At 71.7% G+C, this 12,011-nt stretch carries 14 protein-coding genes; 7 read left to right on the top strand and 7 right to left on the bottom strand.

What is annotated here, in order from left to right:
- The first annotated feature begins 8 nt into the window (after positions 1–8).
- Complete coding sequence (locus ACNYS0_RS19105; RefSeq protein WP_422475203.1) at positions 9–647, top strand: TetR/AcrR family transcriptional regulator; 639 nt, start codon at positions 9–11, stop codon at positions 645–647.
- A 42-nt stretch (positions 648–689) separates the two neighbouring features.
- Here the strand turns inward: ACNYS0_RS19105 and ACNYS0_RS19100 are convergent, their stop codons facing one another.
- On the bottom strand, positions 690–1,181 hold the full coding sequence (locus ACNYS0_RS19100; protein ID WP_422475201.1) for a MarR family winged helix-turn-helix transcriptional regulator: 492 nt from the start codon (positions 1,179–1,181) through the stop codon (positions 690–692).
- Positions 1,182–1,299: 118 nt separating this feature from the next.
- Here ACNYS0_RS19100 and ACNYS0_RS19095 point away from each other — a divergent pair, with 118 nt between their 5' ends.
- The 4 genes from ACNYS0_RS19095 to ACNYS0_RS19080 all read left to right on the top strand — a co-directional run bounded on the left by ACNYS0_RS19095 (position 1,300) and on the right by ACNYS0_RS19080 (position 4,372).
- Positions 1,300–2,784, top strand: a complete 1,485-nt coding sequence (locus tag ACNYS0_RS19095) for an MFS transporter (RefSeq protein ID WP_422475199.1) — start codon at positions 1,300–1,302, stop codon at positions 2,782–2,784.
- A 79-nt stretch (positions 2,785–2,863) separates the two neighbouring features.
- Positions 2,864–3,280 carry a helix-turn-helix domain-containing protein gene (locus tag ACNYS0_RS19090; RefSeq protein ID WP_422475198.1) on the top strand — a complete coding sequence of 139 codons (417 nt, stop codon included), beginning with the start codon at positions 2,864–2,866 and terminating at the stop codon, positions 3,278–3,280.
- A 22-nt stretch (positions 3,281–3,302) separates the two neighbouring features.
- The gene (locus tag ACNYS0_RS19085) at positions 3,303–3,920 is read left to right on the top strand and encodes a hypothetical protein (RefSeq protein ID WP_422475196.1); all 618 of its coding nucleotides are present in this window, start codon (positions 3,303–3,305) and stop codon (positions 3,918–3,920) included.
- Between the two features lie 113 nt (positions 3,921–4,033).
- On the top strand, positions 4,034–4,372 hold the full coding sequence (locus ACNYS0_RS19080; RefSeq protein ID WP_422482724.1) for a DUF2516 family protein: 339 nt from the start codon (positions 4,034–4,036) through the stop codon (positions 4,370–4,372).
- 41 nt (positions 4,373–4,413) lie between these two features.
- Here the strand turns inward: ACNYS0_RS19080 and ACNYS0_RS19075 are convergent, their stop codons facing one another.
- The 3 genes from ACNYS0_RS19075 to ACNYS0_RS19065 form a co-directional block, all read right to left on the bottom strand.
- Positions 4,414–5,802: a PP2C family protein-serine/threonine phosphatase gene (locus ACNYS0_RS19075; RefSeq protein WP_422475194.1), complete on the bottom strand. Its 1,389-nt coding sequence runs from the start codon at positions 5,800–5,802 to the stop codon at positions 4,414–4,416.
- A gap of 287 nt (positions 5,803–6,089) precedes the next feature.
- On the bottom strand, positions 6,090–7,151 hold the full coding sequence (locus ACNYS0_RS19070) for a C40 family peptidase (RefSeq protein ID WP_422475192.1): 1,062 nt from the start codon (positions 7,149–7,151) through the stop codon (positions 6,090–6,092).
- Between the two features lie 165 nt (positions 7,152–7,316).
- Entirely contained in the window at positions 7,317–8,117 is an 801-nt protein-coding gene (locus tag ACNYS0_RS19065) for a class I SAM-dependent methyltransferase (protein WP_422475190.1), read from the bottom strand.
- A gap of 168 nt (positions 8,118–8,285) precedes the next feature.
- On the opposite strand from ACNYS0_RS19065, the gene mshA reads away from it, so the two are divergent.
- Together mshA and ACNYS0_RS19055 are read left to right on the top strand one after the other, a co-directional pair.
- Positions 8,286–9,629, top strand: coding sequence for a D-inositol-3-phosphate glycosyltransferase (mshA, locus tag ACNYS0_RS19060; protein ID WP_422475188.1), 1,344 nt, complete (start codon positions 8,286–8,288; stop codon positions 9,627–9,629).
- Positions 9,622–10,122 carry a type III secretion system chaperone family protein gene (locus ACNYS0_RS19055; RefSeq protein WP_422475186.1) on the top strand — a complete coding sequence of 167 codons (501 nt, stop codon included), beginning with the start codon at positions 9,622–9,624 and terminating at the stop codon, positions 10,120–10,122. Before mshA ends, ACNYS0_RS19055 begins: the two co-directional genes overlap by 8 nt.
- Before the next feature lie 28 nt (positions 10,123–10,150).
- On the opposite strand, the gene ACNYS0_RS19050 is transcribed toward ACNYS0_RS19055, so the two are convergent.
- From ACNYS0_RS19050 to ACNYS0_RS19040, 3 genes are all read right to left on the bottom strand, one after another.
- Positions 10,151–10,342: a hypothetical protein gene (locus ACNYS0_RS19050; RefSeq protein ID WP_422482723.1), complete on the bottom strand. Its 192-nt coding sequence runs from the start codon at positions 10,340–10,342 to the stop codon at positions 10,151–10,153.
- Positions 10,343–10,410: 68 nt separating this feature from the next.
- Positions 10,411–10,689 (bottom strand): hypothetical protein, encoded by a 279-nt coding sequence (locus ACNYS0_RS19045; protein WP_422475185.1) that lies wholly within the window; start codon positions 10,687–10,689, stop codon positions 10,411–10,413.
- Positions 10,690–10,719: 30 nt separating this feature from the next.
- Positions 10,720–11,982, bottom strand: a complete 1,263-nt coding sequence (locus tag ACNYS0_RS19040; RefSeq protein ID WP_422475183.1) for an MDR family MFS transporter — start codon at positions 11,980–11,982, stop codon at positions 10,720–10,722.
- Positions 11,983–12,011: the final 29 nt, after the last annotated feature.

Genomic DNA, 12,011 nt, shown 5'->3' with positions numbered 1-12,011 from the left:
TCAGTGCCATGACCAGCTCCACTCCGCAGCGCGCCCCCGGCCTCCGTGAACGCAAGAAGCAGCGCACCCGGCAGACGCTCTCCGACACCGCTGTGCGGCTGTTCATGGAGAAGGGGTACGACAGCGTGTCCGTGGCCGAGGTCGCCGCCGCGGCCGAGGTGTCGAAGCCGACCCTGTTCCGGTACTTCGCCGCGAAGGAGGACCTCGTCCTGCACCGGTTCGCGGACCACGAGGACGAGGCGGCGCGGATCGTGGCCGGCCGGGAGGACGGGGAGGCGCCGCTCGGGGCGTTGCGGCGGCACTTTCTGGAGGGGCTGCGGCGGCGGGACCCGGTGACCGGCCTGTGCGACCACCCGGCGGTGCTCGCGTATCAGCGCCTGCTGTACGGGACGCCACAGCTGGTGGCCCGGCTGTACGGGTACCAGGAGCGGTCCGAGCGGGCACTCGCCGAGGCGCTCGGGGGACCCGAGGTGCGGGCCAGGATCGCCGCGGGGCAGATCGTCGCCACGCAGCGGATCCTCGCCGAGGAGAACGTGCGGCGGATCGTGGCCGGAGAGTCCGCCGACGACCTGGAGGCGTCGGCCGTGCGCACCGCCGAGCAGGGGTTCCAGCAGCTGGGGGAGGGCATCGGGCGCTGGTACGGGTGAGTGGGTGGCCGGTGACGGCCGGCCTCGGGACCGCCCGCTCCGCTACCCCCGCTGCCGGGCCCGCCGCGCCCCCGCCGGGCTCGGGGACGGAGCGCTCAGGTGTCCCTCGGCGAGGTGCGTGAGCAGGCGCAGGAACGTCTCCCGGTCGCCCGCCGGGAACGCCGCGAGGGCCTCCTCGTGGACCCGGTCCACGATCTCCTGACTGCGCTCGGCCGTGCGCGCGCCCTCCTCCGTGATGGCGATGACCCGCGCCCGCCGGTCCGTGCTGGAGGGGCGCCGCTCCGCGAGCCCCGCCTTCTCCAGGGCGTCGACCGTGACGACCATCGTCGTCTTGTCCATGTCGCCGATCTCCGCGAGCTGGTTCTGCGTGCGCTCCTCCTCCAGCGCGTGCACGAGCACGCAGTGCATCCGCGCCGTCAGCCCGATCTCGGCGAGCGCGGCGGCCATCCGGCTGCGCAGCACATGGCTCGTGTGGTCCAGGAGGTACGAGAGGTCGGGCCTGGTCCGGGTGGGGGCGGGCGTCATGGCGGTCATGGGCCCAGGGTAGCCGATAAGTCGTTCCGAAGAATATCGTCTGCAACAAAACTATCTGCTACGGTCGTTTCATCGACGCCGCCCGGCAGGGGCGGCGGACCGACCGAAGGGCATCGCCATGTCCGCAACGCCCACGCCGTCCATGCCGCCCGTCGGGGCCACCGCCCGCTCCCGCTGGCTCGCCCTCGGCGTCATCGCCGCCGGAACGCTCATGATCATTCTCGACGGGTCGATCGTCACCGTCGCGATGCCGGCCATCCAGGACGACCTCGACTTCTCGCCCAGCGGCCTGAGTTGGGTCGTGAACGCCTACCTCATCGCCTTCGGGAGCCTGTTGCTGCTCGCCGGGCGGCTCGGCGACCTGCTCGGCCGCAAGCGGATGTTCCTCGCCGGCACCGGGGTGTTCACCGCCGCATCGCTCCTCGCGGGGCTCGCCACCACCCCGGCCGTACTGCTCGCGGCGCGTTTCCTCCAGGGCGTCGGGAGCGCGATGGCCGCCGCCGTCGGGCTCGGGATCCTCGTCACGCTCTTCACCGATCCCCGCGAACGGGCCCGCGCCATAGGGGTGTTCAGCTTCACCGGTGCCGCGGGCGCCTCGATCGGGCAGGTCCTGGGCGGCGTACTCACCGACGTCCTCGACTGGCACTGGATCTTCTACATCAACCTGCCCATCGGTGCCGCCGTCCTCGCCCTCGCGGTCACCGCCCTGCCGGGCGACCGCGGCCTCGGGCTGCGCGCCGGTGCCGACGCGTGGGGTGCGCTGCTGATCACGGCGGGGCTGATGCTCGGGATCCTCGGCGTCGTCGACATCGAGGCGTACGGGGTGGGGTCGTGGCGGACGGCCGGGGCGGTCGTGGCGGGGCTGGTGCTCGTCGCCGCGTTCCTCGTGCGCCAGGCGCGGGCCCGTACGCCGCTCATGCCGCTGCGCATCCTGCGCTCGCGGGCCGTCGTCGGCGCCAACGTCACGCAGATCCTCACCCTCGCCGCGATGTTCGCCTTCCAGGTGCTCGGCGCGCTCTACATGCAGCAGGTCCTCGGCTACGGGGCCCTGGAGACCGGCCTCGCGATGCTGCCCGCCGCCGTGCTGATCGGCGCGGTCTCGCTGGGTGTCTCGGCCGGTCTTGCCGCGCGGCTGGGGGAGCGGCGCGTGCTGCTCGCCGGGCTCGTCCTGCTCGCCGGGGCCCTCGGGTATCTCGCCCGGGTGCCTGTCCAGGGGGAGTACGTCGCCGATCTGCTGCCCGTGATGCTGCTGGTGTCCGGCGGCGGGCTCGTGCTGCCCGCGCTCGCCGGGCTCGGGATGTCCGCTGCGGGCGAGGAGGACGCGGGTCTCGCCTCCGGTCTGTTCAACACCACCCAGCAGATCGGCATGGCGCTCGGCGTCGCCGTCCTTTCGACCTTGTCCGCCGCGCGTGCCGACTCCCTCGCGGTGAGCGGGAGTTCGCGGGCCGCCGCGCTCACCGGCGGATACCGGCTCGCGTTCACCGTCGGGGCCGGACTGATCGGGATCGCGTTCCTGGTCGCGCTGGTCCTGCTGAGGCGGCCGGCCGCGCCCGCCGCCGAGGCCGGCCGCGCGGCGTCCGGCACGCCCGTGGCGGCGCCCTGATCCGGCCCCGCGCGTGGCGCGGGACACTTTTGCAAGCAGGCGCTTGCAAAAGTTAGCGGGGTTGCGGCACCATCGACACATGGCATCGCTCAACGTCGGAAGTCTCGGCGAATACCTGCGCGAGCAGCGTCGCAACGCGCAGTTGTCGCTCCGTCAGCTCGCCGACGCCGCCGGGGTGTCCAACCCGTACCTGAGTCAGATCGAGCGCGGGCTGCGCAAGCCGAGCGCGGAGGTTCTGCAACAGGTCGCCAAGGCACTGCGGATCTCCGCGGAGACGTTGTACGTGCACGCCGGCATTCTCGACGCCGAGCGGGAGCGGACCGAGGTGGAGACGCGCGCCGTCATCCTCGCCGACCCCTCGCTCAACGAGCGTCAGAAGCAGGTGCTGTTGCAGATCTACGAAGCCTTCAGGCACGAGAACGGCGACGGAACCGGCGGCAGTGACAGCGACACCGAGCCCGACAGCGGCGATGCCGAGCCCTCAAGCAGCAGTTGATGTGATCCGGGAGGACCACGCCATGGCCATCAAGGACGACCTGCGCAAGACCCTCACCGACCCGACCCCGCTCTACTTCGCCGCCGGCACCGCCGAGCTTGCGTACCAGCAGGCCAAGAAGGTGCCGGGGATCGTGGAGCAGCTGCGGAGCGAGGCGCCCGCCCGCTTCGAGTCCGTGCGCCAGACCGACCCGAAGGACGTGCAGGAGAAGGCGACCACCCGCGCCAAGGAGGCGCAGGCCACCATCACGGCGAAGGTGAACGAGCTGGTCGCGACCCTCGACACCGACCTGAAGAAGTTCGGCGAGAGCGCCCAGGAGTTCGCGCTGCGCGGCGTCGGCTACGCCGCCGAGTATGCCGTCAAGGCGCGCGAGACGTACGAGAAGGTCGCCGAGCACGGCGAGGAGGCCGTGAAGCACTGGCGCGGTGAGGCCGCCGACGAGATCGTCGAGCTCGCCGAGGCCGTCGAGCCCGACGCCGAGCCGGAGGCCAAGGAGACGCAGGCCAAGGACGAGCCGGCCGCCTCCGAGGCCAAGCAGGGCACCGCCAAGAAGGCCCCTGCCAAGAAGACCACCACCGCGAAGAAGACGACCGCCCCCGCCAAGAAGACCGGCTCCGGCTCCACGCCGCCCGCCAAGTAGGGCGTGCGCCGACGGGCCGGGCACTTGTGGAGTGCCCGGCCCGTTGTACGGGTACCGTGGCCGTCGTCGGACGGTTCCGTAAGCAAGTCGATTCTGGTGGTGGCGTTGTGCTGATGCAGGGGTTCGCCAATGTGATGTGGCTGCTGAGCATGGCCCTGATCATCTTCAGCGGCTTCGCGCTCGTCGACGCCGCCGTCCGGCGTGAGGACGCCTACCGGGCGGCCGACAAGAAGACCAAGCCGTTCTGGCTGATCATCCTCGGGATCGCGTTCGTCGTGAACCTGCTGTTCCCGATCCTGTCGTTCCTGCCGATCATCGGGCTGATCGCGACCATCGTCTACATGGTGGACGTGCGGCCCGCCGTCAAGCAGATCAGCGGTGGCGGCGGGGGCCGCAAGGGCCGCGGCTCCAGCAGCGACGGGCCGTACGGCCCGTACAACGGCGGCCGCTGAAGCAGCCCCCCGGCTGGCTCCCCGACCGGATTCGGCCGCCGTCACCGGTCGAGCAGCAGTACCGCCACGTCGTCCGTCAGATCGCCCCCGTTGAGATCGCGCACCTCGTTCATCGCGGCCTCGAGCAGCCCCTCGCCGGTCAGGCCCTGCGCCCGCTGGCGGCGGATCATCTCCACCATGCCCTCCTGGCCGAGCCGCTTCCTGCCCTCGCCGACCCGGCCCTCGATCAGCCCGTCCGTGTAGAGCATCAGGCTCCACTCGGGGCCCAGTTCGACCTGCATGCGCGGCCACCGGGCCTTCGGCAGCAGCCCGAGGGCCGGGCCGTTGTTCTCGTACGGGAGCAGGTCCGCGGGGCGTCCCGGGGTCGCTATCAGCGGTGACGGGTGGCCCGCCAGGCACAGGCCCGCGCGCCGGCCGTCCGGCGCGATGTCGACCGTGCACAGCGTCGCGAAGATCTCGTCGTCGGAGCGCTCGTGCTCCAGGACCTGCTGGAGCGTGGAGAGGAGTTCGTCCCCGCACAGGCCCGCGAACGTCAACGCCCGCCACGCGATGCGCAGTTCCACGCCGAGCGCCGCCTCGTCGGGGCCGTGCCCGCAGACGTCGCCGATCATCGCGTGGACCGTGCCGTCGGGCGTGCGCACCGTGTCGTAGAAGTCGCCGCCGAGCAGCGCGCGCGAGCGGCCCGGACGGTAGCGGGAGGCGAAGCGCAGCGTCGAACCGTCGAGCAGCGGCTTCGGCAGCAGGCCGCGCTCCAGGCGGGCGTTCTCCTGCGCGCGGATCCGGGACTCGGTGAGCCCCTGCTGCGCGACGTCGGCGCGCTTGCGCTCGACCGCGTAACGGATGGCCCGGCCGAGCAGCCGGGCGTCCAGCTCGTCGCGGAACAGATAGTCCTGCGCGCCCACCCGGACCGCCTCGGCGCCGCGCTCGGCGTCGCCCGACGTCGTCAGGGCGAGCACGGCCCGGCGCGGGGCCAGGCGCAGCAGGTGCCGCAGCGTCCGCAGCTCGTCGTGGTGCTCCGGCTCCGACCTGTCCGGCTTCGCGCCGGGCAGCGCGAGGTCCAGCAGGACGCAGCTGACGTCGTCGGTGAGCAGCCGCTCGGCCTCGGTGAGGTTGCGCGCGGTGCGTACCCGGATCGGCTTGCCCGCGGCGTCGGGCACCTCGGGGATGCTTAGGGAGCCCGCCGGGTCGTCCTCTATGACCAGGATCGTCAGACCGGTGGCGTCACGGTCGGCGGGCGCCGGCGCGTGAGCGGCTTCGTCGGCCGAGGCCTCCTGGCCGCGCTCGGCGCTCTGTATGTCGTTGGCGGCAGGGCGGTCGGTGGTCGGCCGCTCGTCCTGCGGGTCGTGCGTGTCGGTCGTGGAGTGCGCGTCCTGAGCCTGACCACCTTCCACGGCCGGGATCGCTCTCTGCCGCGGTACGGGTACGGGCATCGCTTCGGTTTCCTTCCCTCCCCCCGAGGGCACGGTGGGACGAAGGTCCTCGCACCACCGACGGGGACCTTAGCGTCAGCCGACGTCCGAACGGAATGGTGAGCGGCAGCGGGCCCGCGTCATATGCCGCCCCCAGCACCGGAATTGAGTGGGTTCCGTCCCTGGTCGGGCGGGTCGAAGATGACGAAGGTCACGCCGGGACGCCGGAACCGCGGGGTCGCGCGTGCCCCAGGTCACGTGGGGCACGTCACCCATGCGGGCCCAAATCCGGCATCCGGTCGCCGGTCTCAGGCGTCGGGCCTGACCACCCCGAGCATCGCCATCGAACCCGCGCCCGCGACCGTCACGTTCCGCCCGGGACGGGGTGCGTGGATGATCGCGCCCTTGCCTATGTACATCCCGACATGGCTGGCGTCGTCGTGGTAAATGATCAGGTCGCCGGGACGCATGTCCTTGATGTCGATGTGCTTCAGCTGCTTCCACTGCTCCTGCGACGTGCGCGGTATCGGCCGCTTCGCCGACGCCCACGCCTGCGAGGTCAGGCCCGAGCAGTCGAACGACTTCGGGCCCTCGGCGCCCCACACGTACGGCTTGCCCAGCTGCTCCGATGCATAGCGCACGGCCTTCTTGCCGGCCGCCGACGCCTTGCCGTCGATCTCCTTCAGGACGCCCGAGGAGAGCCACTCCGTCTGCGCCTTCTGCTCGGCCGCCTCCTCCAGCTGCCGCAGCTGCTCGCGCTCCTTCTTGGCGAGCTTGTCCTCGATCTTCTGCGCCGCCTTGATCTGCTTCTCGATCCGCTTCTTCGCGGCGGCCTTCTTCTTGCGCCCCTCGTCGAGCGCCTTCCACTTGGCGGAGGCGACGTCGGCGTACTTCTCCAGGGAGTCCTGCGTCTTTCCGAGGCGCGAGATCAGGTTCCGCGTGGCCTGCTGCCCCTGGTAGGCGCGGCCGGCGTTGTCGAGGAAGCGGCCCGGGTCGCCGGCCAGCATGAACTGGGTCTCCTGGGAGATCCCGCCGGTGCGGTACTGCTCGCGGGCCGCCGCGCCCGCCCTGCCCTTGAGGCTGTCGAGCTCCGCCTGGCCGTCCGCGATCTTCCGGGCCAGCTTCACGATCTGGTCGGACTGGTCGGCCGCCTTCTCCTCCGCCGCGTTGTACTCGTCGGTGGCGACCGCCGCCTGGTGGTACAGCTTGTCGATCTTCTTGCGCACGGCCTCAAGATCCGCGGTCTTCGGGGTACTTGAGGGTGAGGGTGAAGGCGAGGGATCGGCGTACGCCACGCCCGTCGGCGCCAGTACGGTCACGGCGCACACCAGCGCCAGGGCCGCCATCGTCGTCGTGCTCCGCTTGCTCATCTGCTCCTGCCCCCACAGCCGAGACAAACCTGATTTACCGTCAGTAACTCGCGCACGTTCGGGGGATGGTGCCACGCGCGTCCCGAATGCGACAGACCCGTACGACATTCCCCGAACGCTCCGACGAACGGGACGCCGAGATCGTTCCCTTGGATCTGCCGAGTCTCAGATGTTCCTTCGCGGCGCCAACGCCCCCCATGCCACGGTCACTTCGCCCTGCCGCCAGCGCCCCGGCCCGTCCACCACCGGCCAGTGGGCCGTCAGCTCCCGCACCGCCCGGATCCACCGCTGCCGCGCGCCGTACGAGGCGTAGGGCGCGGCCGCCGCCCACGCCCGGTCGAAGTCGCGCAGGAAGGCGTGCACCGGCTCGCCGGGGACGTTGCGGTGAATGAGCGCCTTGGGGAGCCGTTCGGCCAGGTCGGAGGGCGTCTCCAGAGACCCGAGCCGAGTCGCGAACGTCACGGTCCGGGGACCTTCCGGGCCGAGGGCCACCCACACGTGACGCCGCCCGATCTCGTCGCAGGTGCCCTCCACGAGGAGGCCGTCCGGGGCGAGCCGCGCGCACAGCCGCTCCCACACCGCGGCGACCTGCTCCTCGTCGTACTGACGCAGCACGTTCGCGGCGCGGATCAGGACGGGCGCGCTCTCCAGGGGCAGCTCGAATCCGCCGTGCCGGAATTCAAGACCCTCCCGCTCGAACGGCTTCGCGGCGGCGACCCGCGCCGGCTCGATCTCGATACCCACCACGCGCGCGTGCGGCGCCGCCTCCCGCAACCGGGTCAGCAGCTCGACGGCCGTCCAGGGCGCCGCCCCGTAGCCGAGATCGACCGCCACCGGGTCGTCCGCGCGGCGCAGCGCGGCGCCGTGCACGGCCGCGATCCAGCGGTCCATGCGGCGCAGCCGATTCGGGTTGGTGGTGCCTCGCGTCACGGTTCCCACGGGGCGAGAACTGGAACGCGGGCTCATGACCAAGAGGGTATGCGCTGCGCCGGACGCCGCTTGGTTGAGATCCGTACGGTAATGATTCGGCAAAGTGGAAATGGAGCAGCCGACTCCGACGTTGCCGCCTTGGAAGAGGGCCTGTGCCCTCAGGTCGTCGTGCCCGCAGTACGCCCACCAAGGAGGGCCCGCCACGTGAGCCAGTACGTGACCAGGTTCCGCCGCTCCGGGGCTGCTCCGGCCCTGCTGCGGTTCCCCGGTGCGCATCGGCGCCCGCGCCGCATCGCGATGCTCAGCGTGCACACCTCGCCCCTCCACCAGCCCGGCACGGGCGACGCGGGCGGCATGAACGTCTACATCGTCGAGCTCGCCAAGCGGCTCGCGGCGATCAACATCGAGGTCGAGATATTCACGCGCGCCACCGCCGGTGGCCTGCCGCCGGAGGTCGAGCTCGCACCAGGCGTCCTCGTACGGCACGTGGACGCGGGCCCCTACGAAGGCCTCGCCAAGGAAGACCTGCCCGCCCAGCTGTGCGCCTTCACGCACGGCGTCATGCAGGCGTGGGCGGGCCACCGCCCCGGCTATTACGACCTCGTCCACTCGCACTACTGGCTCTCCGGACAGGTCGGCTGGCTCGCGGCCGAGCGCTGGGGCGCGCCCCTCGTGCACGCCATGCACACCATGGCCAAGGTCAAGAACGCGGCGCTCGCCGAGGGCGACACCCCCGAGCCGGCCGCCCGCGTCATCGGCGAGACCCAGATCGTGCGCGCCGCCGACCGCCTCATCGCGAACACGGCCGAGGAGGCCGACGAGCTGGTCCGCCACTACGAGGCGGACCCCGGGAACGTCGCGGTCGTGCACCCCGGCGTGAACCTGGACCGCTTCCGCCCCGCCGACGGCCGCGCCGCCGCCCGCGCCCGCCTCGGCCTGCCCCAGGACGCCCTGATCCCCCTCTTCGCGGGCCGCATCCAGCCCCTGAAGGCCCCCGACATCCTCCTGAAGGCCGTCGCCGTCTTCCTCGACGAGCGCCCGGAGCTCCGCTCCCGCATCGTCGTCCCGGTGGTCGGCGGCCCCAGCGGCAGCGGCCTCGCCAAGCCGGCGGCCCTCCAGAAGCTCGCCGCGAAGCTCGGCGTCGCGGACGTGGTCCGCTTCCAGCCGCCGGTCGGCCAGGAGCAGCTCGCGGACTGGTTCCGCGCGGCATCCGTCCTGGTCATGCCCTCCTACAACGAGTCCTTCGGCCTCGTCGCCATAGAGGCCCAGGCCGCCGGCACGCCGGTGATCGCCGCGTCCGTGGGCGGCCTCCCCGTAGCCGTACGCCACGACAAGACCGGCTTCCTGGTCGACGGCCACGACCCTGCCCGCTACGCGCGCGTGCTCCGCGAATTCGCCGACCACCCCCACCTGGTCGACACCATGGGCGACGCGGCCGCCCGCCACGCCCTCTCCTTCGGCTGGGACACGGCAGCCTCCGCCACGGCGGACGTCTACACGGCGGCGATGCAGGCGAGGCGCCGTCACGTACCCTCGCACCATGGCTGACCAGCGACAGGCACACGACGTCATCGAGTCCACGCTGAAGGACGCCGAGCTGGAGTGGGAGAGCCCGGAGGCGGGTTCGTACGTCGTGAAGCTGCCCGGGACGCGGAAGCTCTCGACGACGCTGTCCCTGCGCGTGGGGCGGCACAGCCTCTCGCTCAACGCCTTCGTGATCCGGCACCCGGACGAGAACGAGGCCGGGGTGCACCGGTGGCTCCTGGAGCGCAATCTGCGCCTGTACGGCGTGAGTTACGCGGTCGACCAGCTCGGTGACGTCTACCTGACCGGCAAGCTTCCGCTCGCCGCCGTCACCCCCGACGAGATCGACCGTCTCCTCGGCTCGGTCCTGGAGGCCGCGGACGGGTCCTTCAACACGCTCCTCGAACTCGGCTTCGCGAGCTCGATCCGCAAGGAGTACGAGTGGCGGGTGGCGCGCGGCGAGTCGACGCGCAACCTGGACGCGTTCACGCATCTGACCCAGCGTCCCGCCAAGTAGTCCCGTTTGTTCGTACGTTGGCCGGGCCCTAGCCGAGCGCCACCATCCGCACCACCGTCACGGTCAGCACCGATCCGGAGACGTAGTAGAGGACTATCGCCCCGCCGACCGTCGCCTCGCGGCGGTCGCGTTCGCCGCACACCGTCGTCGAACCGTGGCCGTACGGGTCGTGGGACAGCGTGCGGGCCATCTCCGCGCGGAAGGCGTCCGGGTTCGCCATCTTGGCGAGCGTGTCGTCGGCGGGCGGTGCGTAGGCGACGCGGCAGGCGGCGCGCCTGCGTCTGCGGCTCACGCCGTGCCCCGCCTCTCCGCCTCGTCGCGGGCGAGCCGGGCGAGGATCGCGTCGGCCTCCGGGTCCGGCACGGCCTCCAGCATCCAGTGCCGCATGACGGCGTGGATCTCGCCGACCCCCGCCGCGTTGATCGCCCTGTCGAACTCGGCGCGCTGCTTCGTGTCCAGCGCGGCGCGAATCGCCGGAATGCTGTTGGGGACGTCGACCTCGACGCCGCCCACCAGCGTTCTGGGCGGTTCGTCAGTTCTGGAGGAGGTCCTTGGGGGTTCGGCCATGTACGGTCACGTACCCGCCGAACTGCCCGGTCAAGCCGGGCTGTTCTCCGCCGCCACGGGCGCCGCGGCGACGGGCTTCGAAGCCCCCGCGTCCGGCAGCCCGCGCATCAGCGCCCAGTAGCCGATCGCCGTCACCGTGCCGAGGATCGCGCACCCCGCCCACAGCCATCCGGCGCCCGCCGAGTCGATCACCCAGCCGCCCGCGAGCGGGGCGACGAGGGCCGCCGCCGACCACGACATGGTGTAGACGCCCTGGTAACGGCCGCGCCCCTCGGTGGGGGAGAGGCGGGCCACGAGCCCCGACTGCGTAGGCGCGTTGATCATTTCGCCGAGCGTCCAGACCACGACCGTGAGCGCGTACGCGGTGATCGATCCGGCGAGCGCGGTGAGGGCGAAGCCGTAGCCGATGAGCAGCGAGGAGACGGTCAACAGGCGCCCGGGATCGCGCCGTTCGATGAACCGGGTCAGCGGAATCTGCAACGCGACGATGACGACGCCGTTGACGGCGGCGACGAGCCCGACGTCCGAACTGGTCAGCCCGTTCTCGCCCATGACGATCGGCAGCCCGACCGAACTCTGCGTGAAGACCACGGCGACGAGGAACGAAAGCCCCACCATCAGCATGAAACGCCCGTCGCGCAGCACGGTCCCCAGGGTGACGACCGGGCTCGACGGCGCGCCCGGCACCACCGTGCTGGTGGGCCGCGACTCCTTCACCTTCACGAAGACGACCAGGGCGCAGGCGAGCGTCATCCCGGCCTCGACGAGGAAGCCGAGGGTGTAGCTCTGCGCGACCAGGAAACCGGCGTACGCGGACGAGACCGCGAACCCCAGGTTGATCGCCCAGTAGTTGAGGGAGAACGCCCGGACCCGGTCCTCGGGGCGCACGATGTCGGCCATCATCGCCTGGATCGCGGGCCGCGAGGCGTTCGAGGCGAGGCCGAGGGCGAAGCCGGTGACCGCGATCCACGCCGGGTCGCGTACGAAGGCGAGCGCGGCGACCGTCGCCGAGGTGGCGAGCTGCGCGCCGAGCAGGGTGGGCCGCCGCCCGAGCCGGTCGGCGAGCACGCCGCCGAGGACGGACGCGATGACGCCTCCGAGCCCGATCAGCGAGGCGACGAGACCGGCGTACGCGGCGGAGAAGCCGCGCGAGGCGGTCAGGTACAGCGCGAGGAACGTGAGGACGAAGTTCCCCAGCCGGTTGACGAGGGTGCTGGTCCACAGCCACCAGAACTCACGCGGGAGCCCGGAGACGGACTCCGTGGCGGCACGTCTGAGCGCGGCGACTGACATGGGTGCATCCCCCGGGGCGTAAGTAAGTG

The sequence above is a fragment of the Streptomyces anthophorae genome, assembly GCF_049310305.1.
Taxonomy (GTDB): Bacteria; Actinomycetota; Actinomycetes; order Streptomycetales; family Streptomycetaceae; genus Streptomyces.
This window is presented reverse-complemented; position numbering and strand designations above follow the sequence as displayed.

What these genes read in the sequence shown, in the direction of transcription:
- ACNYS0_RS19070 (WP_422475192.1), bottom strand. Translation starts at nt 7,151, where the DNA reads ATGAGCAAGCGGAGCACGACGACGATGGCGGCCCTGGCGCTGGTGTGC.
- ACNYS0_RS19105 (WP_422475203.1), top strand. Translation starts at nt 9, where the DNA reads ATGACCAGCTCCACTCCGCAGCGCGCCCCCGGCCTCCGTGAACGCAAG.
- ACNYS0_RS19100 (WP_422475201.1), bottom strand. Translation starts at nt 1,181, where the DNA reads ATGACCGCCATGACGCCCGCCCCCACCCGGACCAGGCCCGACCTCTCG.
- ACNYS0_RS19075 (WP_422475194.1), bottom strand. Translation starts at nt 5,802, where the DNA reads ATGCCCGTACCCGTACCGCGGCAGAGAGCGATCCCGGCCGTGGAAGGT.
- ACNYS0_RS19040 (WP_422475183.1), bottom strand. Translation starts at nt 11,982, where the DNA reads ATGTCAGTCGCCGCGCTCAGACGTGCCGCCACGGAGTCCGTCTCCGGG.
- ACNYS0_RS19080 (WP_422482724.1), top strand. Translation starts at nt 4,034, where the DNA reads ATGCAGGGGTTCGCCAATGTGATGTGGCTGCTGAGCATGGCCCTGATC.
- ACNYS0_RS19065 (WP_422475190.1), bottom strand. Translation starts at nt 8,117, where the DNA reads ATGAGCCCGCGTTCCAGTTCTCGCCCCGTGGGAACCGTGACGCGAGGC.
- ACNYS0_RS19090 (WP_422475198.1), top strand. Translation starts at nt 2,864, where the DNA reads ATGGCATCGCTCAACGTCGGAAGTCTCGGCGAATACCTGCGCGAGCAG.
- ACNYS0_RS19045 (WP_422475185.1), bottom strand. Translation starts at nt 10,689, where the DNA reads ATGGCCGAACCCCCAAGGACCTCCTCCAGAACTGACGAACCGCCCAGA.
- ACNYS0_RS19055 (WP_422475186.1), top strand. Translation starts at nt 9,622, where the DNA reads ATGGCTGACCAGCGACAGGCACACGACGTCATCGAGTCCACGCTGAAG.
- ACNYS0_RS19095 (WP_422475199.1), top strand. Translation starts at nt 1,300, where the DNA reads ATGTCCGCAACGCCCACGCCGTCCATGCCGCCCGTCGGGGCCACCGCC.
- ACNYS0_RS19050 (WP_422482723.1), bottom strand. Translation starts at nt 10,342, where the DNA reads ATGGCGAACCCGGACGCCTTCCGCGCGGAGATGGCCCGCACGCTGTCC.
- ACNYS0_RS19085 (WP_422475196.1), top strand. Translation starts at nt 3,303, where the DNA reads ATGGCCATCAAGGACGACCTGCGCAAGACCCTCACCGACCCGACCCCG.